Source organism: Amycolatopsis sp. CA-161197, assembly GCF_050942255.1.
Classification (GTDB): domain Bacteria; phylum Actinomycetota; class Actinomycetes; order Mycobacteriales; family Pseudonocardiaceae; genus Amycolatopsis.
On the sequence record NZ_CP192059.1, the window covers coordinates 10179877 to 10203616 of the forward strand.

A 23740-nucleotide genomic window follows, 5' to 3' on the forward strand; every position below is an offset into this window, starting at 1 on the left:
CACCGGGCAGCCTGGTCGACGCCGATCTTTGTTCACCCAAGCTCAGGCAGCCGCTCGAAGAAGCCGTCCAAGACAACTTGCGGACCGAGGTCCAAGGTATCCACCGGTGTTATTGGCAGGGCAACAAGCTCTTTGACATCTCAGTCGACCGCGTGACGCAGCCCGGTGCTGGTATCTCCAATCCACAGCGCACCCAAGTCGGTGACATCCAGGTGTACTACGAGGCCGACCAAGCAGGGTGCACGGTCGAATGGACCTACCCGCAGCACGAAGCCGGCTGGTGGGACGAAATCGTGGTGATCGGGCCCGAGGACACGACGCCCTCGGGGCCGACTTGTGACACCACGCGCAAGTTCGCCGAAGTGGTCTCGGCGAACATCAAGAAGGCCTCATAACGCGGATTGCAGCTCCCGTACCCGTTCCACCAGCACCGCGTTGTCCGCCGGGGTGATGGTGGCCCAGGTGTGGCCGTCGGGGTCGTCGGTGAGTTGGAAAAGGTAGCGGCCCGCGTCGGTGTCGAAGAAGGCGGTGGGGTGGGGCGAGCGGCGGATCGTGCCGTCGCGGAGGGTGCGTTCGGCGGTGAACTGGCCGCGGGCTTCCTGGCCGAGCAGCATGCCGGCGAGTTCCTGGGCTTCCCACAGGGCGAGGCCGCGATCCTCGAGGGCGGTGACCAGTGCTTTCGGGTCGCCGCCGGCTTCGGCGTCGGCGGCGACGAGGGTGGCGTGGGGCACCGAGACGCTCTGGCCGAGGCCCGCGGAGAGGTCGCCGGCGACGGGGACGGCGGCTTCGGCCAGCGCGCCCTCGTCGGCGGGGATGAGCCAGACCTCGTCGCGGTCGACGACGGCGAGCACGGCCTGGCTGCCGCGGCTGACGGCGCGCCCGTGGATCTCGCGGTCGGCCCAGACCCAGACGTCGAGGGCGGACTGCGGGCGCGACAGCAGGTGCAGCTGGTCGAACAGCTCGCCTGACGCGCGGCGCCCGCGCGCGAGGCGGCGGCGCGAAAGTCCCGCCCACGCCTGGTCGATCAACTCAGCGCGTTCGGAATGCGTGCGGCCCGGCGAGGGCACGCCGAGCGCGGCGGGACGGCGGCCCAGCTCGAGCGACTCCCACAGGACGTCGAACTCGAGCGTCGAGAGCACGAGGTTCACGCGTCGTCGCCGATCACGTCGTCGGAGACCAGGCGGGGGTCGGTGAAGAGGTCCTTGTCGTCGACGCCGAAGCGGCGCACGTGGTCGGCGTCGTCCTCGTTCTGCGTGGCCGCGGGGGCGAGGAACTTCGCGTCGCCCGAAGGCTGCTTGGGCTCGATCTGCTCGGTCTTGCGCAGCGCGATCGCCTCTTCCTCCGGCAGCTCGCCCACCGGCAGCGGACGCACGGGTCCCTTCGACGGCGCACCACCGAAACCCCGGCCCGGCCGTTCCCGGTCACCGGCCACGGCACCGCCGGCCACGCCCGCGCCGAGCGCCGCGGCACCCGCGCCGAGCTCGCCGGCCGACGCATCCGGCCGCGGCGGCGCGGCGGGACCGCTCACGCTCTCCTCCGGCACAACGGGTGACTGCGGACCGCTGCCGACCATCCGGCCCCGGCTCAACGCCGGGTCGCCACCACCGGTCCCGCCGGCCGGACCGCGGCCGAGGACGGCGTCAGGCCCGGTCGACGATCCACCCGGCGCAGCGCTGCCGGAGCCGGGCCCGGGCCCTCCGACGGGACCACGCCCGGCACCGGGCTGCCCCTCGAAACCAGGACCGAAACCAGGCCCACCACCCCGGACGGGCCCACCGAACCCAGGCCGTCCAGGCACGTCCGGCCGGCCGCCACCCCGAGGCATTTCCCAACCAGGCGGCGGCGTCGAAGGCCGACCCGAAACCGGAGGAGCAACGGGGGCCGCCCCAGGCGGAGGCGCAGCCGGCCGCCCCGGAGCCGAAGCCGGCGCCGTGTAACCGCCGGATCCACCGGACCCGGCCGACCCACCAGGCATCGCGATCCCCAACGCCGGCGTCGGCGGATCCACCGCCAGCCGGTTCGCCACCGGCTGCACCACCGGCGGATCCACGTGCCGCGACTGCACCGAGGCCGAAGCCGGCCGCACTCCGCCGTCCGGCGTCACGTCCACCGCCGACCCGGCCAGGTCGAGCACGCTCTTGCGCCCGTCCGGCTCCGTCATCGACAGCGACTGCGGCTGGCTCAGCGGCTCCGACGCCAACAGGTTCTCGCCGCTCTGCTGCGCGTACGCGTTCAACGCCTCGAGCGCCTGGCTTCGCGCGTTCTGCGCCGCGTCGACCGCCGTCGCGTGGTCGGTCTCGAAGCCGATCAGGCTCAGCACGGAGTCGCCGAGCGTGTAGCCGCCGGCGCCCTTCATCAGCGTGGCGGGGTCGGGCAGCTTGAACTTGGTGCGGTTGAAGGCCTCGCCCTGCGCGAAGAGCAGCTCGGCGGTGTTGGACACCTTCCGCATGGCGTCCTGGGAGAACCCGGCCTGGTCGGTGAACACCTGCCCGGCCGCGCCGCCCGCCTGGCTCTGCCACTCGACGCCGAGCTGCGTCAGCTGCGTGCGCAGCGCCTGGTCGGTCTCGGCGAGCGCGGTCGCGACGGCCTTCAGCGCGTCGACGGCCGTGCCGATGCTGCCGATGCCGTCGCCGTCGGAGAACTTCCGGATCTCGTCGGCGAGGGACGTGTCCGTCCAGCCGTCGAAGCGCTGGTCGCGGATCTTGCCCGCGAGGTCGGAGATCTCCACGCGCCCTCCTAGGTCCGTGTCTTGAGGTACTGCAGCGCCAGGTCGGCCGCCTGCGTCGCCTGGTCGCACAGCTGCTGCTGGGTGAACGCGCCGGCGGTAACCGCAAACGCTTGCGCCGCCAGCGTCTGGCCCTTCGCGACGCCGACGAGCACCTCGCAGTCCGAAGGCGTGCCGGCCGCGCGGTAGTTCGTGAGCGCCGGGTAGCCCTCGACCGCGAGCGGCGCCGTGGTCATGCTGTTCTTCCGCCGCGCGCCGGTGAGCCACTCGTGCAGGTCGGCGGTAACGGTGCGCAGGTGGTAGGCGTGGAACGGCTCGGTCTTGTCCGCGTCGAACACGCACGTGGGCCCGTCTTGCGGATCGGCGGCCTTACGCGGCACGGCGTTGACCTGCAGCTCGTCGAGCTGCGCCTGGCCCAGCAGGTCACACGGGTCCACGCCCGTGAGCGGGAGGTCGGCCGGGCGCGGCGGCAGCTGCGAAGCCTTCGCGGCCTGCGAAGCCGAGCTCACCGCGGTCGGCACCGGCACGGCCGTGCCGGCATCGCCGGACGAGCACCCGGCCGCGCCGAGCGCGAGCGCCGCGACGAGAGCGCTAGTGAATGCCGTGCGCACCACGGTCCCCGAACGCCGCGGCCTTGTCGTCTTCGCTCGCCTGGTACGTCTGGGCCGCGCCCCGCAGCTGCTCGCCGAGGCGGCGCAGGTTGGCGACGTACGCGCGCGCTTCGGCCGCGTAGGAGTGATCACCTTCCGCGACGATCATGTTCCACGCCGCCACGGAATTCACGCTCACCGCGTCGGCCGAAGGCGTGTCGATGCGCAGCTCGCCCAGGCGCGTGAGCAGCTTGTCCTCGAGTGCGTTGGCCTGCTCGTCGACGGCCTTCGCCACGTCCAGCAGCTTCTCCGGCGCCACGATGAGGTCCGCGACGCCGGGCGCGGCCGGGACGGACGACGCCAGGTCGGACAGCGGACTGCTTCCCGCCATGCGCTCCCCCTCGGTAATACGGAGTGTGACCGTTCGGCCCCGCTACGAGGCTACCAACCGCCGGGTGATCGGGAGGCGGAAACTCAGGCGTTCACCGGCATGGTGATGTCGCCGTTGGCCGCCTTGAGCGCGATGTCGGTGCGGTGGTGCGAGCCCGCGAGGTGCACGCGCTCCACCGTCTCGTACGCGTGCTTGCGCGCCGACTTGAGCGACTTGCCCGTGCCGACCACGGACAGCACACGCCCGCCCGCCGACACCACGGCGCCGTCCTCGCGCCGCCGGGTGCCCGCGTGGAGCACGCCTTCGAGCTCGCCGCCGGTGATCACGTCGCCGGTGCGCGGCTTGCCGGGGTAGCCGTCGGCCGCGATCACGACCGTCACGGCCGCGCCGCCCGACCACTCCAGCGGCGGCTGCTTCGCGAGCTTGCCGGTGGCCGTCGCGTGCATCAGGCCGGCCAGCGGCGTGCGCAGCAGCGCCAGCACGACCTGGGTCTCCGGGTCGCCGAAGCGGCAGTTGAACTCGATGACCTGCGGGCCCTCGGACGTCAGCGCGAGACCGGCGTAGAGCAGGCCGGAGAAGGTGGCGCCGCGCGCGTCGAGCTCGTCGACCACGGGCTGCACGATGCGGGCGACCACGTCGTCCACCAGGCCTTCCGGCGCCCACGGCAGCGGGGCGTAGGCGCCCATGCCCCCGGTGTTCGGGCCGGCGTCGTCGTCTCCGACGCGCTTGAAGTCCTGCGCGGGCAGCAGCGGGACCACGGTGCGGCCGTCGACGAAGCAGAACAGCGAAGCCTCTGGTCCGTCCAAAAAGGACTCCAAGAGGACGGGATGCCCGCCGTCGAGGAGCATCAGGGCGTGCTTGCGCGCGACCTCGACGTCCTGCGTGACGACCACGCCCTTGCCGGCCGCGAGGCCGTCGTCCTTCACGACCCAGGTGGGACCGAAGCGCTGCAGCGCGGCGTCGAGGCGGGCCGGAGTGTCCACGACCTCGCTGCGCGCGGTGGGGACGTTCGCGGCGGCCATCACGTCCTTGGCGAAGGCCTTCGAGCCCTCGATGCGCGCGGCCGTGGCCGACGGTCCGAAGCAGGCGATGCCCGCCTTCCGCACCGCGTCGGCGACGCCCGCGACCAGCGGAACCTCGGGGCCGACCACCACGAGGTCGGCCTTCCACCCGCTCGCCAGGGCAGCGACCGCTTCGGGATCAGCCGGTTCGACACCCATCTGCTCGGCGACCGCGGCCGTCCCGGCATTGCCGGGCGCGCAGGCGAGCGCGGTGACGGCGGGATCGCCGGACACCGCGAGGACGAGTGCATGCTCCCGGGCGCCGGACCCGATTACCAGTACGCGCACGCCGACCAGCGTAACGGGCTCGGGTCGGCGGGGGCATTTCGCCGTCCGTGAGGCACCTGTCCCGTGCTGTCCGGAAGCGGATTCCATGCACCGTTTACCGGTTTGTCAGCCGTCTGTCCGCCCTGTGCCGCTCACCGGACGCTTGCGGCCGTGAGGGTGGCGGCGGGCGTTGCCAAACCGGCCGAAAGTAGGCGGTACCGGACTGGCAGCCGCCTTCCTGCCGCCAGTTTCCGCCGTGACTGTGGTCGGATTGGCAAATAAACGGCGCAGTGTGGCAAATCCGTCAGATGAGGACGGAGCGCCCGGTAGAGAGAGGGTCCCTTTCCCATGAAGCGCAAACGCGTGGGTGTGCTCGCCCTGTCCGGTCTCGCCCTGCTCGGGGTCGCGAGCCTGGCCATCGGTCCCGCCACGGCGGCCCCGCAGCAGGTGGCGGGCGCGGCGGCGCACCGGCACGATGACCCCGTGATCGTCGGACACCGGGGCGCGCCCGGCTACCGCCCGGAGCACACGCTCGCCTCCTACGAGCTCGCGTTCCGCATGGGCGTGGACTTCGTCGACGTCGACCTCGTGCCGACCAAGGACGGCCAGCTCGTCGCGCGGCACGAGCCGGAGATCGGCGGCACCACCGACGTGGCGGACCACAAGGAGTTCGCCTCGCGCAAGACCACCAAGACCATCGACGGCGTGTCGATGACCGGCTGGTTCACCGAGGACTTCACGCTCGCGGAGCTCAAGACGCTGCGCGCGAAGGAGCGGATCCCGGAGAACCGCCCGAACAACCAGCTGTACAACGGCCGCTTCCAGATCGCGACCTACCAGGAGGTCATCGACCTCACGCGGCGGCTGGGCAAGGAGCTGCACCGCACGCTGGGCACGTACCCCGAGGTCAAGCACTCGACGTACTTCTCCTCGATCGGCAACCCGACCGAGCCGAAGCTCGTCGCGTTCCTCAACCGCAACGGCCTCAACCGCGCCGACGCGCCGGTGATCATCCAGTCGTTCGAGGTGGCGAACCTCAAGGAGCTGCACAAGCAGGTGCGGGTGCCGCTGCTGCAGCTCACGGAGGCTTCGGGCGCGCCGGCCGACTTCGTGGCCGCCGGTGACAAGCGCACGTACGCGGACATCGTGACGCCGGCGGGGCTGCGTGAAGTCGCGAAGTACGCGAAGTACCTCGGCCCGGACAAGGCGCAGATCATCCCGCGCGACGCTTCGGACAACCTGGGCAAGCCGACCTCGCTGGTCGCGGACGCGCACCGCGTGGGTCTCAAGGTGCAGCCGTACACCTTCCGCAACGAGAACCCGTTCCTGCCGGCGAACCTGCGTTCTTCCGCCAGCCCGACCGCGTTCGGCAACGTGTTCGCGGAGGAGGCGGCGTTCCTCAAGGCCGGCGTCGACGGCTTCTTCGCCGACCAGGCGGACACGGCACTGGAGTCGCTGCACGATTTCCTGGGGCACTGATTTTTGGCTCTGTAGCCGGGTTTTCCGCAGGCCCGTTCACCCGATGGTGGACGGGCCTGCTGTTTTTTGTCGGTGCCGGTTCCTAGAGTTGCCGCCATGGTTCTTGGGGAGGAGATCGACCGGCTGGCGCGTGACACCGGGTTTTCCGGGGTCGTGTCGGTCAGCCGTCGTGATGAATCGGTGCTCGCGCGTGCGTACGGCTCGGCGCACCGCGGGTACGGCGTACCGAACACAGTGGACACCAGGTTCGCGATCGCCAGTGGTACCAAGGGTTTCACTGCCTTGGTGGTGGTTCGGCTCATCGTCGAGGGGTTGCTGACCCTGGGCACCCGGGTGCGCTCCCTGCTGGGCGCGGACCTGCCGTTGATCGACGACGACGTCACGGTGGAACACCTGCTCTCCCACCGCTCGGGCATCGGCGACTACTGCGACGAAGACGCCTCGCCACCGGCGCAACCGCAGTCCTTCACCTCGGCGGCGGCGTATTTGCCGGCACTGGACGGGTTCCCGCAACGGTTTCCGCCGGGATCGCGGTTCTCGTACAACAACGGCGGGTTCGCGGTACTGGCGTTGCTGGCGGAACGGGCTGCGGGTACGCCTTTCGCGGATCTGGTCGCTTCGCGCGTTGCCGCTCCTGCCGGCATGACACACACGTCGTTCCTCCGCTCGGACGCGCTACCCGGCGACGCGGCCACGGGGTACCTGGAAGACGGGCGCACCAACGTCTTCAGCCTGCCCGTGGTCGGCAGCGGCGACGGCGGGATCTACTCGACCGCCGGCGACTTCGCGGCGTTCTGGTCCGCGTTTCACGCCGGCCGGATCGTGCCACCGGAGTGGGTTTCGCGGATGACGACCGTGGTGAGCGCCGAGACCTCGACCCGCGAACAGCTCTGCTACGGCCTCGGCTTCTGGCTCCCACCCGACGACACCACGGTGATGCTGGAGGGCTACGACTACGGCGTCTCGTTCCGCAGCGTCTCGCGCCCCTCCGACGGCCTGGTGTTCACGGTTGTTTCCAACACTTCGGAGGGTGCGTGGCCGTTGACCCGATGGCTCGGAGGGGAATTGGTGGCGAAGGGCTGACATCGGACTTCAGGCACGCGGTCGTGCGTTCCATGCCGTCGCGCGGACGGCCGGATCGCGGCGGGAGGCGCTCGGCCGGCTGGCGGATCGCGGCGAAGCCAGCGGCTGGAGGACGACCGGGCCGAATAACCGCCCTCGCGATTTCCCACGGGTTGCCGCGAATCACGGCCGGTCGGTTGCGGCGGGCTGCAGTCGGTCGCCGCGAATTACGGCGGGCTGCGACCAACCGCGGTCGGCTGCGCCAGACCGCCCGAGGATCTCGGAAGACTGCCCGCGGATTGCCGTCACTGCCACGGATTGCGCGATAGCTGCGCCCGCCCGCCACCGTTACCTGCGGACTGCGGCGGCCTGCCATGGGTTGCCCGCGGGCAGCTGACTCGAATTGCAAGATGGGACCGCGGCCAGTCGCGAACTGCGGATTGGTTGCGGTGGCCACCCGCCGGCTGCTGGATCGCTGCGCCGGCCAGTCGCGGATCGCCCGCGGACTGCGCCGACATGCCACGGGTCGTCCTCACGCTCCTGCCACGGATTTGCAAGTTGGCCGCCGCGGACCGCGGCTGGCCGTGGCGAACCGTGGTTGGTTGCGGTTAGCCAACGCGGATTGCCGGGTGCGGGTCGGGTGCGCCGCGCTGCGCGCGGATTGTGGCTGGCTGCCACAATCCGCGCGATGGGGGCGCCAGCCTGCTGCGGAAGGCGCGTTGTGGCGGAGCACCTCGTCACGCGGCCAGGCGCCCACGGTCGCGGTGAGGAACCAATGGCGGCCGCGCGCGGGAGGGGTTCTTGACGGAGCCTTGACACCCGCGGACGGGCCGGGCTAGCTTCTCCGGAACTTCAAAGGTCTGTACACATACCTTTCAGGTGGGTGCCCGATGGATGTCTCCGACCAGCAGACCGCCGAACCCGACCGACACGATGAGGACAGTGCGCGGCTGCATGCGCTGGGGTATGCGCAGGAGCTGAAGCGCACGATGTCGTCGTTTTCGAACTTCGCGGTGTCGTTCACGATCATCTCGATCCTGTCCGGATGTCTGACGCTGTACGGCTTCGGCATGAAGACCGGCGGGCCCGTGGCGATGATCTGGGGGTGGCCGCTCGTCGGTCTCTTCGTGATCCTCGTGGGGCTCGGCATGGCGGAGGTGTGTTCCAGCTACCCGACGGCCGGTGGTCTGTACTACTGGGCCGCGAAGCTCGCGACACGCAACGGGCCGGCGTGGTCGTGGTTCACCGGGTGGTTCAACCTGATCGGGCAGATCGCCGTGACGGCGGGCATCGACTTCGGGGCGGCGCTGTTCCTGAACGCGTTCCTCGACCTGCAGTGGGGCTATGCCGCGACGCCGGGGCACACGATCCTGCTGCTGGCGATCATCCTGGTCGTGCACGGGGCGCTGAACACGTTCGGCGTGCGCGTGGTGGCGATCCTCAACAGCGTGAGCGTGTGGTGGCACCTGATCGGGGTGCTGGTGATCGTCGGCGTGCTCGTGTTCGTGCCGGCGAAGCACCAGGAAGCGTCGTTCGTGTTCGGGCACTTCGCGAACGAGACGGGCTGGAGCTCGTCGGTGTACGTGTTCGCGCTCGGGTTGCTGCTGGCGCAGTACACGCTGACCGGCTACGACGCGTCGGCGCACATGACCGAGGAAACCAAGAACGCCGCGAAGGCCGGGCCGCGCGGGATCATCAACTCGATCCTCGTGTCGCTCGTCGCAGGGTGGGTGCTGCTGATCGGGCTCACGTTCGCCATCCAGGACTACGACGGCGCCGTCAACTCGGCCACGGGGGTGCCGCCGGCGCAGATCTTCATCGACGCCACCGGCGCGGTCACGGGCAAGTTCCTGCTGCTGATCTGCATCGGCGCGCAACTGTTCTGCGGCATGGCCTCGGTGACGGCCAACTCGCGGATGATCTACGCGTTCGCCCGCGACGGCGCCATCCCCGGCTCGAAGATCTGGCACCGCATCAACAAGCGCACGCAGACGCCCACCAACGCCGTGTGGCTGGCCGCGGGCGGCGCGCTGATCCTGGCGCTGCCGTACCTGTGGAGCGCCACGGCCTACGCGGCGGTCACATCGATCGCGACCGTCGGGCTCTACGTGGCGTACGTGATCCCCGTGTTCCTGCGCGTCCGACGCGGCGACAGCTTCGAGAAGGGACCGTGGCACCTCGGTCGCTGGGGCAAGGCGATCGGCATCGTCGCGACGGCGTGGGTCGTGGTGATCTTCGTGCTGTTCATGCTGCCGCAGGGCTCACCCGTCACGGTCGACTCGTTCAACTACACGCCGATCGCGTTCCTGATCGTGCTCGGCGGCGCGGCGCTGTGGTGGGTCGTGTCGGCGCGCAAATGGTTCACGGGCCCGAAGGTGCAGGGATCCGCCGCGGAACTGGAAGCCGTCGAACGGGAGCTCAAAGAACTGGGATAGACCCGGGATCAACCCGCAGGTGGAGGTGTCACCCAGCGGCGGCCGTGAAGATCGGGACGGTGAAACCGAACCGAACAGCCACTCTCGCGCTCGCCGCCGTGAGCCTCGGCGCGCTCACCGTCGCACCCGCCGCCGCGGCTACCCCGCCGCTGTCCTGGGGCACCTGCCCCGCCCCGACCCCCGACGCGTCGAGCAACACCGTCCAGCGCGACCCGCGCCAGCAGTGCGCCACGCTGACCGTCCCGCTCGACTACGCCCACCCGCACGGGAAAACCATCACCCTCACGATCTCGCGCATCCCCGGCACGAAACACCAGCCACTGGCCATCGGCCCCGGCGGGCCCGGCGGGTCCGGCCTGGACCAGCCGAGCGTGTGGTCGACCACGGCCGTCGGCAAGCAACTGCTGAGCCAGTACGACCTCATCGGCTTCGACGACCGCGGCATCGGCAACTCGACTCCGGTCCTCTGTGGACTGTCCGACGCCGACCGCGCCGCCACTCTCGCCGACCCGTACCCGGCGCCGGACGGCGACATCAGCGCCAACGTCACCTACGCCCGCCGCGTCGCCGCCACCTGCGCGAAGAACGCCGGCGCGTACCTGCCGTACCTCAACACGAAGAACGTCGCCCAGGACATGGACCGCATCCGCCAAGCCCTCGGCGCGCGCGAGCTGAACTACTACGGCACGTCCTACGGCACCTACCGCGGCGCCGTCTACGCCTCGATGTTCCCGCGGAACACCGGCAAGATCGTGCTCGACAGCAGCACTCCGCCGGGCGGCGTCACGGCCGCGATCCGGCTGAAGGGCGAAGCCGTGGAAACGGCGTTTCCCCCGTTCGCCGAATGGGCCGCCGACCACGACAGCACCTTCCACCTCGGCACCACCCCGGACGCGATAGAAGCCGCCTACTTCCGCATCACCGCGGCCCTCGACACGCACCCCCGCACCTTCGACAGCGGCCGCGTCCTCACCGGCAACGACGTGCGCGTCGCCTTGCCGCCGTTCCTCGAGAAGCCGGCGACCTACCCCGTCATCGCCACGCTGATGGCCCTCGGCGACGGCCAGGACCTGCCCTTCGGCACCACCTTCACCCAGCCGATCCCCGACAACTTCGCCAGCGACCAGTACGCCGTCCTCTGCGGTGACGCGCCCGTCTCCCGCGACCCCGCGACGTACGCCGCCGCCGTGCAGCAGGACCGCCAGGTCCACCCCCTCACCAACGGCATGCCCGTCGACATCTGGCCGTGCGCCTTCTGGCCGCGCGACGCCGTGCACCAGCCACAGCCCATCACCGCGAACGGCCCGCGCAACGTCCTGATGCTCCAGAACCACGCCGACCCCTCCACCGCGTCCTCCGGCGCCCTGGAGATGCGCCAAGCCCTCGGCCGCCGCGCGGAGCTGACCACGATCGACGACGCCGGCCACGGCGTGGACCTCACCAACGTGTGCACGGCCGGCCGGCTCACCGATTTCCTGCTCGAAGATCACCTGCCCGGACGCGACACGACGTGCCCGTGACCCGTCATCCGAGATCAACCTGGGTGAAGATGCGGGCATGGAGACCCTCACGCTGGTCGGAGTCCTCGCCGGCTCGCTCGGCCTGACCGCGCTCGCCCGGCGCTACAACGTGTCGGCGCCGCTGCTGATCGTCGTGGTCGCGCTGGGGGTCGCGCTGATCCCCGGCGTGCCACGGATCGAGCTGGAGCCCGAGCTGATCCTCACGGTGGTGCTGCCGCCGCTGCTCTACTCGACGTCGCTCGACAGCTCGCTCACGCACTTCCGCGCCAACCTGCGCCCGATCATCGGGCTGGGTGTCGTGCTGGTGGTGGTGACGGCCGTGGTCGTCGCGTTCGTGGTGCACCTGCTGCTGCCCGACCTGCCGTGGGCGTCGGCGCTGGTGCTCGGGGCGGTGGTGGCACCGCCGGACGCCGTGACGGCCGTGGCGATCGGGCGCAAGCTCGGCCTGCCGCGCGGGATCATGACCGTGCTGACCGGCGAAAGCCTGGTCAACGACGCCGCCGCGCTCACGCTGTACAAGGTCGCGCTCGCCGCCGTCGCGGGCATGGCCGGGTCGATCGGCCACGGCCTTGGCGTGTTCGCGGTGGCGACGGTGCTGGGCATCGCCGTGGGCCTCGTGGCCGGGTTCGTGGTGGTGTTCATCCGCTCGCGGCTCGACGACCCGCTGCTGGAGTCGGCGTTCGGGATCATCGTGCCGTTCGCGGCCTACGTGACGGCCGAGCACCTGCACCCGTTCGGCTCGGAGTTCAGCGGTTCGGGCGTGCTCGCCGTGGTCACGGCCGGCCTCTACCTCGGCCAGCGCTCGCTGCGCGCGTCCCCGGCCACGCGCATGCAGGACCGGTCCGTGTGGACGTCGATCGACGTGCTGCTCGAAGCGCTGGTGTTCGCGTTGATGGGCCTGCAGCTGCCGTTCGTGCTCGACGGCGCCGACCGCGCGGCCCGCGACAACGGCACCCTCGCGATCGTCGCTGTCGTCGTGCTGCTGGTGACGATGGCCGTGCGGATCCCCGCGGTGTTCCTGTCGAGCTACCTGCCGAGAACGCTGCGGCTGTTCGGACGGACGCGCGACGCGGCTTCGTGGCAAGCGCTGGCCGTGGTGTCGTGGACCGGGATGCGCGGCGTGGTCACACTCGCCGCGGCTTCGGCCGTGCCGCTCGGGACGCCGGGGCGCCCGGAGATCCAGCTGTTCGCGTTCACCGTCGCCGTCGGCACGGTGCTGATCCAGGGCCTGACCTTGCCGCCGCTGATCCGCTGGCTCGAGGTCCGGAACCCGGCCGAGGCCGCCCGCGACCAGGCCGAGGAGCTGGCCGCGCGGGAGGTCGCGCAGAAGGCGGCGCACGCGCGGCTGAAGGAGATCACGCAGGCGGCGATGGCCAAGGCGGACCTGCCGCCGGACCGCATGAAGCGGCTGGAAGAACGTCTGGAGCGGCTCGTCGACACCCGCTACCGCTTCGCGCGAGCCGCGATCACGCTGTCCGGCGAGGAACGCAGCGCCAGCCCGCAGGCGAAGTTCGCCCAGGCCCGGCGCGAGCTGCTGATCACCCAGCGCGCGGCGATGATCGCGGAGAACCGCGCCGGGCGCCTCGACGACGAGGTGCTGCGCAAGGTCCTCGTCGAGCTGGACCTCGAAGAGCTCTCCGCCACCAACACCCTCACCAACCGGATGGGCATGGGCTGACGGGCGTTCCGCCGGGAACGCCCGCCGGCAAACGGCTCAGACGAAGTCGTGGCGCACGATCGTCTGCTCGCGGCCCGGCCCCACGCCGATGGCCGAGACCCGCGCACCCGACAGCTCTTCCAGACGCTCCACATAGGACCGAGCGTTGGCCGGCAGCTCGTCGAACGTGCGGCAGCCCGAGATGTCCTCGAACCAGCCCGGCAGCTCTTCGTACACCGGCACGGCGTGGTGCACGTCGGTCTGCGTCATCGGCATGTCGTGGGTGCGGCGGCCGTCCACGTCGTAGCCGACGCACACCGGCACCTTCTCCAGGCCCGACAGCACGTCGAGCTTGGTGAGGAAGTAGTCAGTGATCCCGTTGACGCGCACGGCGTAGCGGGCGATCACGGCGTCGAACCAGCCGGTGCGCCGCGAACGGCCCGTGGTCACGCCGAACTCGCCGCCCTGCTTGCGCAGGTACTCGCCGGACTCGTCGTCGAGCTCCGTCGGGAACGGGCCCGAGCCGACGCGCGTGGTGTAGGCCTTCAGGATGCCCAGCACGGTGGTGATGCGGCCCGGGCCGATGCCCGAACCCGCGCTCGCGCCGCCCGAGGTCGGGTTCGACGACGTGACGAACGGGTACGTGCCGTGGTCCACGTCGAGCAGCGTGCCCTGCGAACCCTCCAGCAGCACCGTTTCGCCGCGTTCGAGCGCCTGGTTGAGCTGCAGGCGCGTGTCGGCGATGCGGTGCGCGAACTTCTCGCCGGCGGCGAGCACCTCGTCGGCGACCTGGTTCGCGTCGAGCGCCTTGCGGTTGTAGACCTTCACCAGAACCTGGTTCTTGAACTCCAGCGCCGCTTCGACCTTCTGGCGGAAGATCTTCTCGTCGAGCAGGTCCTGCACGCGGACGCCGACGCGGGCGATCTTGTCCTGGTAGCACGGCCCGATGCCCCGGCCGGTGGTGCCGATCTTGCGGCTGCCCAGGTAGCGCTCGGTGACTTTGTCGATCGCCACGTGGTACGGCATGATCAAGTGCGCGTCGGCGGAAATCCGCAGCCCGCTCGTGTCGACGCCGCGCTCCTCCAGACCCGCGAGCTCGTCGAGCAGCACGCCCGGGTCGACCACCACACCGTTGCCGATGACGTTGGTCACGCCCGGCGTGAGGATCCCGGACGGGATGAGGTGGAGGGCGAAGTTCTCGCCGTTGGGAAGGACGACGGTGTGGCCGGCGTTGTTGCCGCCCTGGTAGCGGACGACCCACTGCACACGGTCACCGAGCAGGTCGGTCGCCTTGCCCTTGCCTTCGTCCCCCCACTGGGCACCGATCAGCACGATCGCCGGCATGTGACACTCCAGGTGTTCGGCAACAGGGAAAGTGTCCCGATGGGACACGGGGTGGCGCTGGGAAATGCCGGTGCATGACTGTAACGGAGGACGTGGGCGTGCGCGGAATCGTGGTGGCCTGCGGTGATGATCCGCACTCGTTCACGGGCCTCCGTGACCTGTCCATCGTGCGCGTCTCGGCGCTTCCGGGCAAGACGGAAATCGATCCCTTGCTGGGGAAACACGAGCGCCTGATCGTCGCGGGGACCGACGCGGACCTCGCGGCGGTGCTCGTGCGATTGCTGCGGACCGATCGCGTGTCGGGCGTGTCGATCGGGTTCGTGCCGTCCGAGTCCGGTTCGGCCGTCGCGGCGCTCTGGGGACTGCCCACGGACCCCGTCAAGGCGCTCGAAATCGCCCTCGACGCTTCGGCCTCGGAAGTGCCGCTCGTGCGTGACGACACCGGCGGCATCCTGGCCGGGCGCGCCACTCTGCGTAACGTCCAGGGCCAGGCGTACTGCGACGAGCACCTGGCCTTCGACGGCGCCGCGGCCGCCGTGGAGGTGTCGGCGGACGAGAACGGCTTGGTCGCCCGGGTGACGCGTGGGAAGCTGGTGAAGCGCAGCGCCGTGTTCCACGGTCGCGCGTTCCAGCTCGGCTGCCTGCCGACCACGTCGCTCGTGAGCGACGGCGTCGCGCACCCCCGCGAGGTCACCAAGCGGACCTGGTACCGGCACACCGAGGACCTGCGCCTGATCCGACCGTGACCGGTTTCATCCGATAGTTCTGCGCCAGGTGGCCTAACGGCACTTTCTGTTCACTGAAGGTCTGTTACATGTCACCCGTAAGTGTTGCTTGCGCCACTTCCGTGGTCGAAGGTGAATCAGTCCCACACTCGACACGGAGGCAGCAATATGCCCACAGCGCGTAGTGTCCGAAACTCCTTGACCGTCCTCGTCGGCGTGACGCTGCTCGGCGGCACGATGGTCGGCATCGCCGACGCGACCCCGCCCGGCATCCCGTCGGCCGCGACGGCCAAGAGCGAGCTCGCCGGCCTCACCGTGAAGGCCGACGGTTCGCTGACCGGCTACAGCCGCGACAAGTTCCCGCACTGGATCCAGCAGGGCAACAACTGCGACACCCGTGAGGTCGTGCTTAAGCGCGACGGCACGAACGTCGTCACCAACTCCAGCTGCACCGCCACCTCGGGCAAGTGGGTTTCGCCCTACGACGGCGCGACCTGGACCGCGGCGTCCGATGTGGACATCGACCACGTCGTGCCGCTGGCCGACGCGTGGCGCACCGGTGCGTCGTCGTGGACCACGGCGCAGCGCCAGGCCTACGCCAACGACCTGTCCGACCCGCAGCTGATCGCCGTGACGGACAACGTCAACCAGGAGAAGGGCGACAAGTCGCCGGACCAGTGGAAGCCGCCGTCCACGGGCTACTGGTGCACCTACGCCCGCATGTGGGTCGCGGTGAAGTCGAAGTTCAAGCTCACGGTGAACTCCGCCGAGAAGTCCGCGCTGACGGACATGCTGGGCCGCTGCTGAGTCAGCCGAGTGCTTCGCGCGGGGCCGAGATCGGTTCTGGGTCTGGGGTCCGACGGCCGATCACCACGGTCCCGCCCCGCGCGGAACCCTACGGACGGTGGTAGTGCGGGCACGTTCTGCCACGTAAGGTCTGGACCATGAGGAAGCTCGCGGCGGCCGCGCTGGCCGTGCTCCTGGTGCTGTGCGGCGCCGTGCCGGCCTCGGCCGCGACCGGACGGCGCGTGATCGTGTACTACCAGACGATCTACAACGGCAGCGCGTACGTCTCGCCGCTCGGCCTCACGCAGCACAACGCCGGCGTCACCGACGTCCTCGTCGGCGCCATCCACCTCGACCCCGGCGGCGTGGTGCACGTGAACGACGACCCGCCGTCGGCCGCGAAGTTCAACCAGATGTGGCAGGACCTCGGCACCTTGCGCTCCCAGGGCGTCCACACCCTGGCCTTCCTCGGCGGCGCGGCCCAGGGCAGCTTCCAGCGGCTCGCGTCCGACTTCAACACGTACTACCCACCGCTTCGCGCTCTGCTTCGCGACCACTCGCTGTCCGGCATCGACCTGGACATCGAGGAGACGGTGGACAACGCCTCCGTCGTCCGCCTCATCGACGCCCTGCGCACGGACTTCGGCCCGTCGTTTCTGATCACCTTCGCCCCCGTCGCCCAGGAGCTGAGCGGCGGGCGCGGCCTCTCGGGCCTGAACTACGACCAGCTCTACCGCGACCGCGGCCCCCAGATCTCCTGGTTCAACACCCAGTTCTACTGCGGCTGGGGCTCCCTGTCCGACACCTCCGGCTACGACGCCATCGTCGGCCACGGCGTCGTGCCGGCCGCGAAGGTCGTCGCCGGGACCGTGACGAATCCCGCCAACTGTGGTGGGTACGTCGACATGTCGCGGCTGCAGTCGACGGTTCGTTCGCTGGTCGCGAAGTACCCGGACTTCGGCGGGGTGGATGGCTGGGAGTACTTCAACTCCTTGCCGGGCGGGACGGGCGCGCCGTGGCAGTGGGCGCAACAGGTCGCGCCGGTGGTGAAGGGCTGATCCGGACGGCTCACCCGCCGGCATTTCCGGGGCCGCGCACCGCCCGGCCCATCAGCGTGGCTTGACACCAGAGCCAAACCTGCGCCGGACTCCCCGGACCAGCCGCGCTACTCGGCACGCTGGCCGAGAAGCTCTTCAGACGAGGAATGCAAGACAACCTCTGCACCCTCGCCAAAATCCTGCAAATGACTCACCAACCAGCCAGATCCAGAATCTGAAACGCGATCCGCGACTGCAGCAGACAATCCAACGCACCCGGATCCTGCCCGATCAGCTTTCCGATCTTCCCCAGCCGGTAGCGGATCGTGTTCTCGTGCACGCCCAGCTCCGACGCCGTGCTCTGAACGCGCCCCTCGGCGGCGACGAAAGCGCGCCACGTCTCCAGAAGCGACGGGTCCGCGTCCCGCAACGGCCGGATCGTCTCGTGCGCGAACTGCACCGCCTCCTTGACCCGGCCGCTGGACGCGACCAGCCGGAACAGCCCCAGCTCGGTCACCGTCACCACGCCACCGGACCAGCCGAACGACGTGGCCAGCTCGTCGATCTCCCGCAACTCCCGGTGTGCCAAAGGGAAATCCTCCGGAGAACGGCACACGCCGGAGATCACGGCGGTCCGCACCCGCAAGCGCGGGCCGACAGCCAGCCGAACCTCGTCGACCGCCGCGCGCAAGTCGCGCGGTTCCGAACCGTCCGGAAGGGACAGCAGTGCGACCACCGCGCCCGGCAGGCTGACCGCGGCCGGTTCGGACACCGACAGAATCGTGGCCAGCGAGCGGATCACCAGCTTCCGCCCCACCGAAACGCTCACGTTCTGGCTGGCGTTGTCCAACGCGAACCGCACCAGCACGTGCGGCTGAGCCAGGTTCACCCCGAACTGCGGACCCCGGCGCGCCAGCTGCTCGGCGTCGCGGGTGCGGTGAAGCAGATCGGACAGGAAGTCCTCGCGCGCCTGGCCCTCGGCCTCCGCTTGGCGTCGTTCGGACAGCACCTGCAACGACAGCACCGTCGCGCCGTGTTCGGCGAGCTTCGTGTCCAGCTCCTCCAGGCCACGCCCGACCTCGACGATCCCGAGGTACCCACTGGGCTGGCCCTCGATGATCAGCCGGCACATCAGGTGCCGCCGACCCACCCACACCGCCGGCGTCGGCGGCACGATCGTCGACGGGCAGCTGGCGCTCAGCGACGCCAGCGCCTGCTTCACCGACGGCAGCTCCCGGATCCGCGCCGCCAGCTCCGGCGGCTGCGTCATCTTCAACCCCGCAGGTGCCGACCACGCCAGCACCTGGAAATCCTCGTTGTACAGCACCACGGGCTTCGCCGAGAGCTCACCCAGCAGCGTCACCACGGTCTGGATGCTCGCGCCGTCGAGCACGGCGTTGGTCAGCTTCTGGTGCACATCGGCCAGGTACGCCAGGGTGTTCTTCTGCCGCACGACCTCGGCGGCCTTGTTCTTCAGGTGCGCGTTCAGCATGGCCTGCCGCAGGAACAACGCGCCCAGCCGGGCGAACAGCTCCGCGAGCGCCACGTCTTCGTCGGCGTACACGTGGTCCTTCTGCACGTTGTCGACGAAGATCAGGCCGATCACCTTGCCGTCGAACACGAGCGGCACGCCGAGCATCGCGCGCACGTGCCAGTGCTCCATGGTGCGGCGGTGCGGGCGCGGGTCGCGCGGCACATCGGAGATGAGCACAGGCGCGGCCGACTCGATGACCTCGCGGCTGAACCGGTCGCCCTGGATGCCGGCCTCCTGCGCCTGCACGGCGGCCGAGATGTCGCCCTCGCTCTCGCAGTAGCCGGCGGCGCCGCGGAACCGGCCGTCGCCGTCGCGCAGGTACACCGAACAGCGTGTGACGCCCAGCAGGTGGCACAGCTGCTTGCCGAGCAGGCCCAGCAGGTCCTCGAGCCGCGTGGTGGTGATGGCCTCGGTCGTGATCTCGCTGAACGCGGCGATGACCTCACGCTCACGGTGCGCCGGATCCACCGGGCGCACCAGGGACCGAACCGAAGCGTCGCGCATGGGATCCGCCTTCACCGTTGAAATCCGGACTCCGTCTGAGGGTGCCTTACCTCACCCGCTCCCGTCCATGCCTGAAGCGAGTACGCCCAGGTCATGGCCCATGCGCTCCTGCTTGGTCCGCAGGTAACGCACGTTGTGCGGCGTCTGTGTGACGGGCAGGCGCACGCGTCCGACGATGTCGAGCGCGTAGCCCTCGAGCCCGCCGTACTTGGCGGGGTTGTTCGTGATGAGCCGCATCCGGCGGACGCCGAGGTCGGTCAGGATCCGGGCGCCGATGCCGTAGCTGCGCGAATCGACCGGCAGGCCCTGCGCGAGGTTGGCCTCGACGGTGTCCAGACCCTGCTCCTGCAGCGCGTACGCGTGGATCTTGTGCGCCAGCCCGATCCCGCGGCCCTCGTGGCCCCGCAGGTAGATCACCGCGCCCGCGCCCTCTTCGGCGATGGCCCGCAGCGCGTACTCCAGCTGTGCGCCGCAGTCGCACCGCAGCGAGCCCAGGATGTCGCCGGTCAGGCATTCGCTGTGCACCCGGACCAGGGCACCGGCAGCCGACTGCCCGGCCGCCGCGACATCGCCCCGCACCAGCGCGAGGTGCTCGGTCCCGTCGAGCACGGACCGGTAGGCGACGGCCCGGAAGTCGCCGAACGCCGTCGGCATGGCCGCGCTCGCCACGGGCTCCACCAGGCGTTCCGTCGCCCCGCGGTAGCGCACGAGGTCGGCGATCCGCAGCACCGGCAGGTCGTGGCGCGCGGCGAACTCCTCCACCGCGGCGCCGCGCAGCATCGACCCGTCGTCGGCCACCAGCTCGCTGATCACGCCGACGTCACCCGCGCCGGCCATCGCCAGCAGGTCGACGGCCGCTTCCGTGTGCCCGGCCCGCACCAGCACTCCGCCCTCACGCGCCCGCAGCGGGAACACGTGGCCGGGCCGGCGTAGCTCACCGGGTTTGGTGGCCGGGTCCGCCAGCGCCCGCACGGTCGTGGTCCGGTCCGCCGCCGAGACGCCGGTACCGGCCGAAGCGTGGTCGACGCTCACCGTGAACGCCGTGCCGTGCGCGTCGGTGTTGTCCGCGACCATCTGCCGCAGCCGCAACGCGTCCGCGCGCTCCCCGGGCATCGGCGCGCAGACGATCCCCGTGGTGTGCCGCACGAGGAACGCCATCTGCGCGGCGGTCATCGTCCGCGCGGCACCGACGAGGTCGCCCTCGTTCTCGCGGTCGGCGTCGTCGACGACCACGACCAGCCGGCCCTGCGCCAACGCCGCGACGGCGTGCTGCACCTGCTCGCCGGGTGCCATCAGCCGTCCGTCCGGGCGTGGGTGCCGAAGGTCCGCGCGTGGTAGGTCAACGGCGCCAGCGGCCGCGAGTCCGCCGCCTCCACCAGGCCGAGCGCGACCACGTGGTCACCCCCTTCGATGAACTTCTCGACGGTGCACGCCACCCAGCCGGACGAGCCCGCGAGCCGCGGCAGGTCGTCCTCGAGCGCCCAGGTGACGCCTTCGAACTTGGCCATTCCCTTGCGGGCGAAGCGTTTCGCGAGCTCCGCCTGGCCGCTTTCCAGCACGTTCAGGCCGAAGCGCCCGGCGCGCCGCACCACCGTCAGCAGGTCGGACGTGCGGTCGAGCGACACGAGCACCATCGGTGGGTCCATCGAGAGCGACGCGAACGCGCTCACCGTCGTGCCGTGCGGCCGCGTGCCGTCGAGGGCGGTCACCACCGAAACCGGGGTGCACACGCCCGACATCACTTCGCGGAACTGCTCGGCGAATGCCGGTCTGGTCAAGGTATCCATCCAGCTCCAGTCCGAAAACCCGAAACCACGAAAGCCCGGGAAGATGCCGTGGCCCGGGCGGAAACCCGGGCCACGGCCCGGCCTCACACCCCCGCGGGCGCGCGCGAGGACATCTTGTGCAGCTGCGGCACCACCTTCTCGCCGAACAGCCGCATGCTCGCCTCCGCCTTGTCCAGCGGCAGGCCGCCGAAGCAGAACGCGGCGTTGGCCATCAGCTCGCCACCCTGCTCGCGCCGCGCGGCGTACTTCTCCACGATCTCCTCGGGCGTGCCCCAGATGTTCGCGTCGACGTACGCGCTCGCCGCGGTTTCCATGCCCGCCTCGCGGATCATGTCGGCGCCGGCCTGGTAGGCCTCGTAGCCCTTCGTCTCCCGCCAGTGCGAGCCGGCGAAGTCGTAGTGCTTGATCACCGACAGGAAGTAGCGCGAGATGTGCTCGTGCGCGATGCGCTTCGCCTCTTCGGGATCTTCGTGGCAGTACACGAAGTCCTGGATCAGCGGTGCGCCCGGCTCCGTGCCGTGCTTCTCGCGGTGCAGGCCACGCCAGCGGTCGATCGCCTCGAGGTGCTGCGCGAAGTCGTACTGCATGAACGTCATCATCTGCGCGCCCAGCTCCGCGACGGCCGGGATCGAGTCGGGCGACATCGCGACGCCGAAGATCCGGCCTTCCCACGAGTGCCCGGCCGGGCCCGGCCGGACGGTGACGCGCGGCTGCTTGTAGTACTTGCCGTCGTTCTCGACGTACCCGTTCTGCAGCCCGCGGATGATCATCGCGGCGGCCTCGTCGAAGCGCTCGCGCGACTCGTTCATGTCGACGCGGAAACCCTCGTACTCCATCTTCGCCAGGCCACGGCCCATGCCGAGCAGCAGGCGCCCGTTGGACATGTGGTCGAGCATGATGGCCTTCTCGACCACGCGCAGCGGGTCGTTCCAGGGCAGGATGACCGCGCCCGTGCCGAGCTTGATCTTCGAGGTGCGCCCGGCGAGGTAGGCCATGATCTGGAGGTTGTCCGGGCACATCGAGTAGTCGTCGAAGTGGTGCTCGGCCGACCAGACGGAGTCGAAGCCGTACTGCTCGCCCAGCACGCCCATCTCGAGCTCGCGCGTGAAGACCTCGTGGTCGCTGACGTCCTCGAACCAGTTCTGGAAGACCAGCAGCATTCCGACGTCCATGGGTGGTTCTCCTTCTTCGTGGGGGTGGTCGGTGTTCTCCGTCTACGGGTGGGTCGCCCTGGTTCGCCTTCCGACGCTAACCAGGACCGGGCGCGGGAAGAACGCTCTTCGCGTGCGGCCGTTGGAGGTCCACACAAAACGCGCGGGTCAGCCGCCGCCGAACGTCGCGAGCAATCCGCCGTCGACGGGCACGGTCGCGCCCGTCATGTACGTCGAGCGCGCCACGGCCACGATGACCTCGGCGATCTCGGCCGTCGTCCCGATGCGCCCGGCCGGAATCTTGTCGACGATGCTCTTGCGGGCCCGATCGCTGAGCCCTGCGGTCATGTCGGTGTCCACAAAGCCCGGGACCACGAGGTTCACGCGCACGCCGCGCGGAGCGAGCTCCACGGCCAGCACCTGCGTCAGCCCCGACAGCCCCGCCTTCGCCGAGCCGTACGCAACGTCGCCGGGAAACCCGCGCAAGCCGACGACCGCGCCGACGTTGACGATCGCCGAACCCCGTGGCAGCAACGGCACCACCGCGCGGCAGACCTCGAACGCACCGGTGAGGTTCGTGGCGAGCACCTCGTCCCACGCCGATCTCGCCAGCGCGTCGATGCGGCGGCCGCGGTGCACGCCGGCGCTGTTGACCACCACGTCGATCGGGCCGAACCGCTCGGTCACGGCCTCGACGCAGCGGCGGATCGAGTCCTCGTCGGTCACGTCACCCTTGACCTCGAGCACGCGGTTCGGCACCGCCGGCGGCGAGGAGCCGGCCGACCGCGCCAGCGACGCCACGTTGTCACCCGCGGCGGCGACGTGGTCGACGACGGCGCGGCCGATCCCGCGCGAACCGCCGGTGACGAGCCAGGTGGTCATCGGTTCAGGAAGCCGGTGAGCTCGGCGAGGTAGGTGTCGCGGTCCTCCAGGAACGGCGCGTGGCCGGCGTTGGGGAACTCGACAAGCCGGGCGTCGGAGCACAGGTCACGCGCGGCCTCGGCGCCGGAGAACGGCACGAAGCCGTCCTTGCGCCCGTGCAGGGACAGCACGGGCACGGCCAGGCCGCCGAGGAGCTTGCGCTGGTCGAGCTCGGCGAGGTCCAGCAGGGACTCGTCACCGAGCGGGCCCATCTCCATGAACATTCCCCACAGCCAGGCGATCGTGTCGGCCGTCGGCGGCTCGGCGCACACGGCTTCGGCGACGCCCTTGAAGGTGTTCGCGCGGTCGGCGGCGGCCGCACCGAGTACGCCCTTCACGTCGTCCACCGTGGCACCGTGCGGCCAGTCCGAAGTGGACGTGTACCGCGGGGTGGCGCCGCCGGTCAAGACCAGGCCCGAGCAGTTCGACCCCAGCTTCGCCACCGCGTCCACGGCGACCGCGCCGCCGAGCGACCAGCCGTTGACCACGGGTTCGCGCAGGCCGAGCTGCTCCACGAGCCGCACGACGTCGGAGCCGAGCGCGGAGATCGTGACGTCGGAGAAATCGTTGTCCGAGCGGCCGCACGCGCGTTGGTCGAGCAGCACGACCTCGTTCCCGTTGGCCCGCAACGCCGGCGCGGTGGTGTCCCAGCAGCGGGCGGTCGCGCCCCAGCCGTGGATGAGCACGATGGGGCGGCCCGAGCCCCGGTGGTGCTCGAAGTACACCCGCCGGCCGTCTTCGACCTCTAGGTAGCCCATGGGATC

The 23740-nt window shown here is 70.3% G+C and carries 21 protein-coding genes; 9 read left to right on the top strand and 12 right to left on the bottom strand.

All coding sequences use genetic code 11. The features are described 5' to 3' along the window. The first annotated feature begins 152 nt into the window (after nt 1-152). Nucleotides 153-395, top strand: coding sequence for a hypothetical protein (locus ACQPXB_RS48240; RefSeq protein WP_432848770.1), 243 nt, complete (start codon nt 153-155; stop codon nt 393-395). Here ACQPXB_RS48240 and ACQPXB_RS48245 read toward each other — a convergent pair. The 5 genes from ACQPXB_RS48245 to purD form a co-directional block, all read right to left on the bottom strand. After that, nucleotides 390-1148: an ESX secretion-associated protein EspG gene (locus tag ACQPXB_RS48245; RefSeq protein WP_386944256.1), complete on the bottom strand. Its 759-nt coding sequence runs from the start codon at nt 1146-1148 to the stop codon at nt 390-392. The genes ACQPXB_RS48240 and ACQPXB_RS48245 overlap by 6 nt on opposite strands. Then, nucleotides 1145-2728: a hypothetical protein gene (locus ACQPXB_RS48250; RefSeq protein WP_432848771.1), complete on the bottom strand. Its 1584-nt coding sequence runs from the start codon at nt 2726-2728 to the stop codon at nt 1145-1147. The genes ACQPXB_RS48245 and ACQPXB_RS48250 overlap by 4 nt, the downstream gene beginning before the upstream one ends. 8 nt (nt 2729-2736) lie before the next feature. Next, nucleotides 2737-3336: a DUF3558 domain-containing protein gene (locus ACQPXB_RS48255; RefSeq protein ID WP_432848773.1), complete on the bottom strand. Its 600-nt coding sequence runs from the start codon at nt 3334-3336 to the stop codon at nt 2737-2739. After that, on the bottom strand, nt 3317-3706 hold the full coding sequence (locus tag ACQPXB_RS48260; protein ID WP_220245152.1) for a PE domain-containing protein: 390 nt from the start codon (nt 3704-3706) through the stop codon (nt 3317-3319). Before ACQPXB_RS48260 ends, ACQPXB_RS48255 begins: the two co-directional genes overlap by 20 nt. An 83-nt stretch (nt 3707-3789) precedes the next feature. Further along, entirely contained in the window at nt 3790-5055 is a 1266-nt protein-coding gene (purD, locus tag ACQPXB_RS48265; RefSeq protein WP_366580335.1) for a phosphoribosylamine--glycine ligase, read from the bottom strand. A 327-nt stretch (nt 5056-5382) separates the two neighbouring features. Here purD and ACQPXB_RS48270 point away from each other — a divergent pair, with 327 nt between their 5' ends. The 5 genes from ACQPXB_RS48270 to ACQPXB_RS48290 all read left to right on the top strand — a co-directional run bounded on the left by ACQPXB_RS48270 (nt 5383) and on the right by ACQPXB_RS48290 (nt 13208). Then, complete coding sequence (locus ACQPXB_RS48270) at nt 5383-6513, top strand: glycerophosphodiester phosphodiesterase (protein WP_432848775.1); 1131 nt, start codon at nt 5383-5385, stop codon at nt 6511-6513. Nucleotides 6514-6609: 96 nt separating this feature from the next. After that, complete coding sequence (locus ACQPXB_RS48275; protein ID WP_432848777.1) at nt 6610-7596, top strand: serine hydrolase domain-containing protein; 987 nt, start codon at nt 6610-6612, stop codon at nt 7594-7596. 869 nt (nt 7597-8465) lie between these two features. After that, nucleotides 8466-10010 carry an amino acid permease gene (locus ACQPXB_RS48280; protein WP_432848779.1) on the top strand — a complete coding sequence of 515 codons (1545 nt, stop codon included), beginning with the start codon at nt 8466-8468 and terminating at the stop codon, nt 10008-10010. A 59-nt stretch (nt 10011-10069) separates the two neighbouring features. After that, a complete protein-coding gene (locus ACQPXB_RS48285; protein ID WP_432848781.1) occupies nt 10070-11530 on the top strand; it encodes an alpha/beta fold hydrolase in 1461 nt (486 codons plus the stop codon). A gap of 37 nt (nt 11531-11567) precedes the next feature. Continuing rightward, entirely contained in the window at nt 11568-13208 is a 1641-nt protein-coding gene (locus tag ACQPXB_RS48290; RefSeq protein WP_432848783.1) for a Na+/H+ antiporter, read from the top strand. A 36-nt stretch (nt 13209-13244) separates the two neighbouring features. Here ACQPXB_RS48290 and ACQPXB_RS48295 read toward each other — a convergent pair whose 3' ends face one another. Beyond that, nucleotides 13245-14531 carry an adenylosuccinate synthase gene (locus ACQPXB_RS48295; protein ID WP_366580324.1) on the bottom strand — a complete coding sequence of 429 codons (1287 nt, stop codon included), beginning with the start codon at nt 14529-14531 and terminating at the stop codon, nt 13245-13247. 74 nt (nt 14532-14605) lie between these two features. Between ACQPXB_RS48295 and ACQPXB_RS48300 the strand changes: the two genes are divergently transcribed. The 3 genes from ACQPXB_RS48300 to ACQPXB_RS48310 all read left to right on the top strand — a co-directional run bounded on the left by ACQPXB_RS48300 (nt 14606) and on the right by ACQPXB_RS48310 (nt 17100). Then, complete coding sequence (locus ACQPXB_RS48300) at nt 14606-15277, top strand: hypothetical protein (protein WP_386944243.1); 672 nt, start codon at nt 14606-14608, stop codon at nt 15275-15277. A gap of 147 nt (nt 15278-15424) precedes the next feature. Then, nucleotides 15425-16063: an HNH endonuclease family protein gene (locus ACQPXB_RS48305; RefSeq protein ID WP_366580320.1), complete on the top strand. Its 639-nt coding sequence runs from the start codon at nt 15425-15427 to the stop codon at nt 16061-16063. 137 nt (nt 16064-16200) lie between these two features. Next, nucleotides 16201-17100 carry a glycosyl hydrolase family 18 protein gene (locus ACQPXB_RS48310; protein ID WP_432848786.1) on the top strand — a complete coding sequence of 300 codons (900 nt, stop codon included), beginning with the start codon at nt 16201-16203 and terminating at the stop codon, nt 17098-17100. Nucleotides 17101-17290: 190 nt separating this feature from the next. On the opposite strand, the gene ACQPXB_RS48315 is transcribed toward ACQPXB_RS48310, so the two are convergent. From ACQPXB_RS48315 to ACQPXB_RS48340, 6 genes are all read right to left on the bottom strand, one after another. Further along, nucleotides 17291-19117: a GAF domain-containing protein gene (locus tag ACQPXB_RS48315; protein WP_432848787.1), complete on the bottom strand. Its 1827-nt coding sequence runs from the start codon at nt 19115-19117 to the stop codon at nt 17291-17293. Nucleotides 19118-19168: 51 nt separating this feature from the next. Then, a complete protein-coding gene (locus ACQPXB_RS48320) occupies nt 19169-20410 on the bottom strand; it encodes a bifunctional 3,4-dihydroxy-2-butanone-4-phosphate synthase/GTP cyclohydrolase II (protein WP_386944238.1) in 1242 nt (413 codons plus the stop codon). Beyond that, the gene (locus ACQPXB_RS48325) at nt 20410-20895 is read right to left on the bottom strand and encodes a flavin reductase family protein (RefSeq protein ID WP_432848789.1); all 486 of its coding nucleotides are present in this window, start codon (nt 20893-20895) and stop codon (nt 20410-20412) included. The genes ACQPXB_RS48320 and ACQPXB_RS48325 overlap by 1 nt, the downstream gene beginning before the upstream one ends. A gap of 92 nt (nt 20896-20987) precedes the next feature. Continuing rightward, a complete protein-coding gene (locus ACQPXB_RS48330) occupies nt 20988-22076 on the bottom strand; it encodes an LLM class flavin-dependent oxidoreductase (RefSeq protein WP_366580312.1) in 1089 nt (362 codons plus the stop codon). 147 nt (nt 22077-22223) lie between these two features. Next, nucleotides 22224-22937 (bottom strand): SDR family NAD(P)-dependent oxidoreductase, encoded by a 714-nt coding sequence (locus ACQPXB_RS48335; RefSeq protein ID WP_366580310.1) that lies wholly within the window; start codon nt 22935-22937, stop codon nt 22224-22226. After that, nucleotides 22934-23734, bottom strand: coding sequence for an alpha/beta fold hydrolase (locus tag ACQPXB_RS48340; protein ID WP_432848790.1), 801 nt, complete (start codon nt 23732-23734; stop codon nt 22934-22936). Before ACQPXB_RS48340 ends, ACQPXB_RS48335 begins: the two co-directional genes overlap by 4 nt. Nucleotides 23735-23740: the final 6 nt, after the last annotated feature.

What these genes read in the sequence shown, in the direction of transcription:
- ACQPXB_RS48260 (WP_220245152.1), bottom strand. Translation starts at nt 3,706, where the DNA reads ATGGCGGGAAGCAGTCCGCTGTCCGACCTGGCGTCGTCCGTCCCGGCC.
- ACQPXB_RS48270 (WP_432848775.1), top strand. Translation starts at nt 5,383, where the DNA reads ATGAAGCGCAAACGCGTGGGTGTGCTCGCCCTGTCCGGTCTCGCCCTG.
- ACQPXB_RS48275 (WP_432848777.1), top strand. Translation starts at nt 6,610, where the DNA reads ATGGTTCTTGGGGAGGAGATCGACCGGCTGGCGCGTGACACCGGGTTT.
- ACQPXB_RS48280 (WP_432848779.1), top strand. Translation starts at nt 8,466, where the DNA reads ATGGATGTCTCCGACCAGCAGACCGCCGAACCCGACCGACACGATGAG.
- ACQPXB_RS48290 (WP_432848783.1), top strand. Translation starts at nt 11,568, where the DNA reads ATGGAGACCCTCACGCTGGTCGGAGTCCTCGCCGGCTCGCTCGGCCTG.
- ACQPXB_RS48295 (WP_366580324.1), bottom strand. Translation starts at nt 14,531, where the DNA reads ATGCCGGCGATCGTGCTGATCGGTGCCCAGTGGGGGGACGAAGGCAAG.
- ACQPXB_RS48300 (WP_386944243.1), top strand. Translation starts at nt 14,606, where the DNA reads ATGACTGTAACGGAGGACGTGGGCGTGCGCGGAATCGTGGTGGCCTGC.
- ACQPXB_RS48305 (WP_366580320.1), top strand. Translation starts at nt 15,425, where the DNA reads ATGCCCACAGCGCGTAGTGTCCGAAACTCCTTGACCGTCCTCGTCGGC.
- ACQPXB_RS48310 (WP_432848786.1), top strand. Translation starts at nt 16,201, where the DNA reads ATGAGGAAGCTCGCGGCGGCCGCGCTGGCCGTGCTCCTGGTGCTGTGC.
- ACQPXB_RS48315 (WP_432848787.1), bottom strand. Translation starts at nt 19,117, where the DNA reads ATGCGCGACGCTTCGGTTCGGTCCCTGGTGCGCCCGGTGGATCCGGCG.
- ACQPXB_RS48320 (WP_386944238.1), bottom strand. Translation starts at nt 20,410, where the DNA reads ATGGCACCCGGCGAGCAGGTGCAGCACGCCGTCGCGGCGTTGGCGCAG.
- ACQPXB_RS48330 (WP_366580312.1), bottom strand. Translation starts at nt 22,076, where the DNA reads ATGGACGTCGGAATGCTGCTGGTCTTCCAGAACTGGTTCGAGGACGTC.
- ACQPXB_RS48335 (WP_366580310.1), bottom strand. Translation starts at nt 22,937, where the DNA reads ATGACCACCTGGCTCGTCACCGGCGGTTCGCGCGGGATCGGCCGCGCC.
- ACQPXB_RS48340 (WP_432848790.1), bottom strand. Translation starts at nt 23,734, where the DNA reads ATGGGCTACCTAGAGGTCGAAGACGGCCGGCGGGTGTACTTCGAGCAC.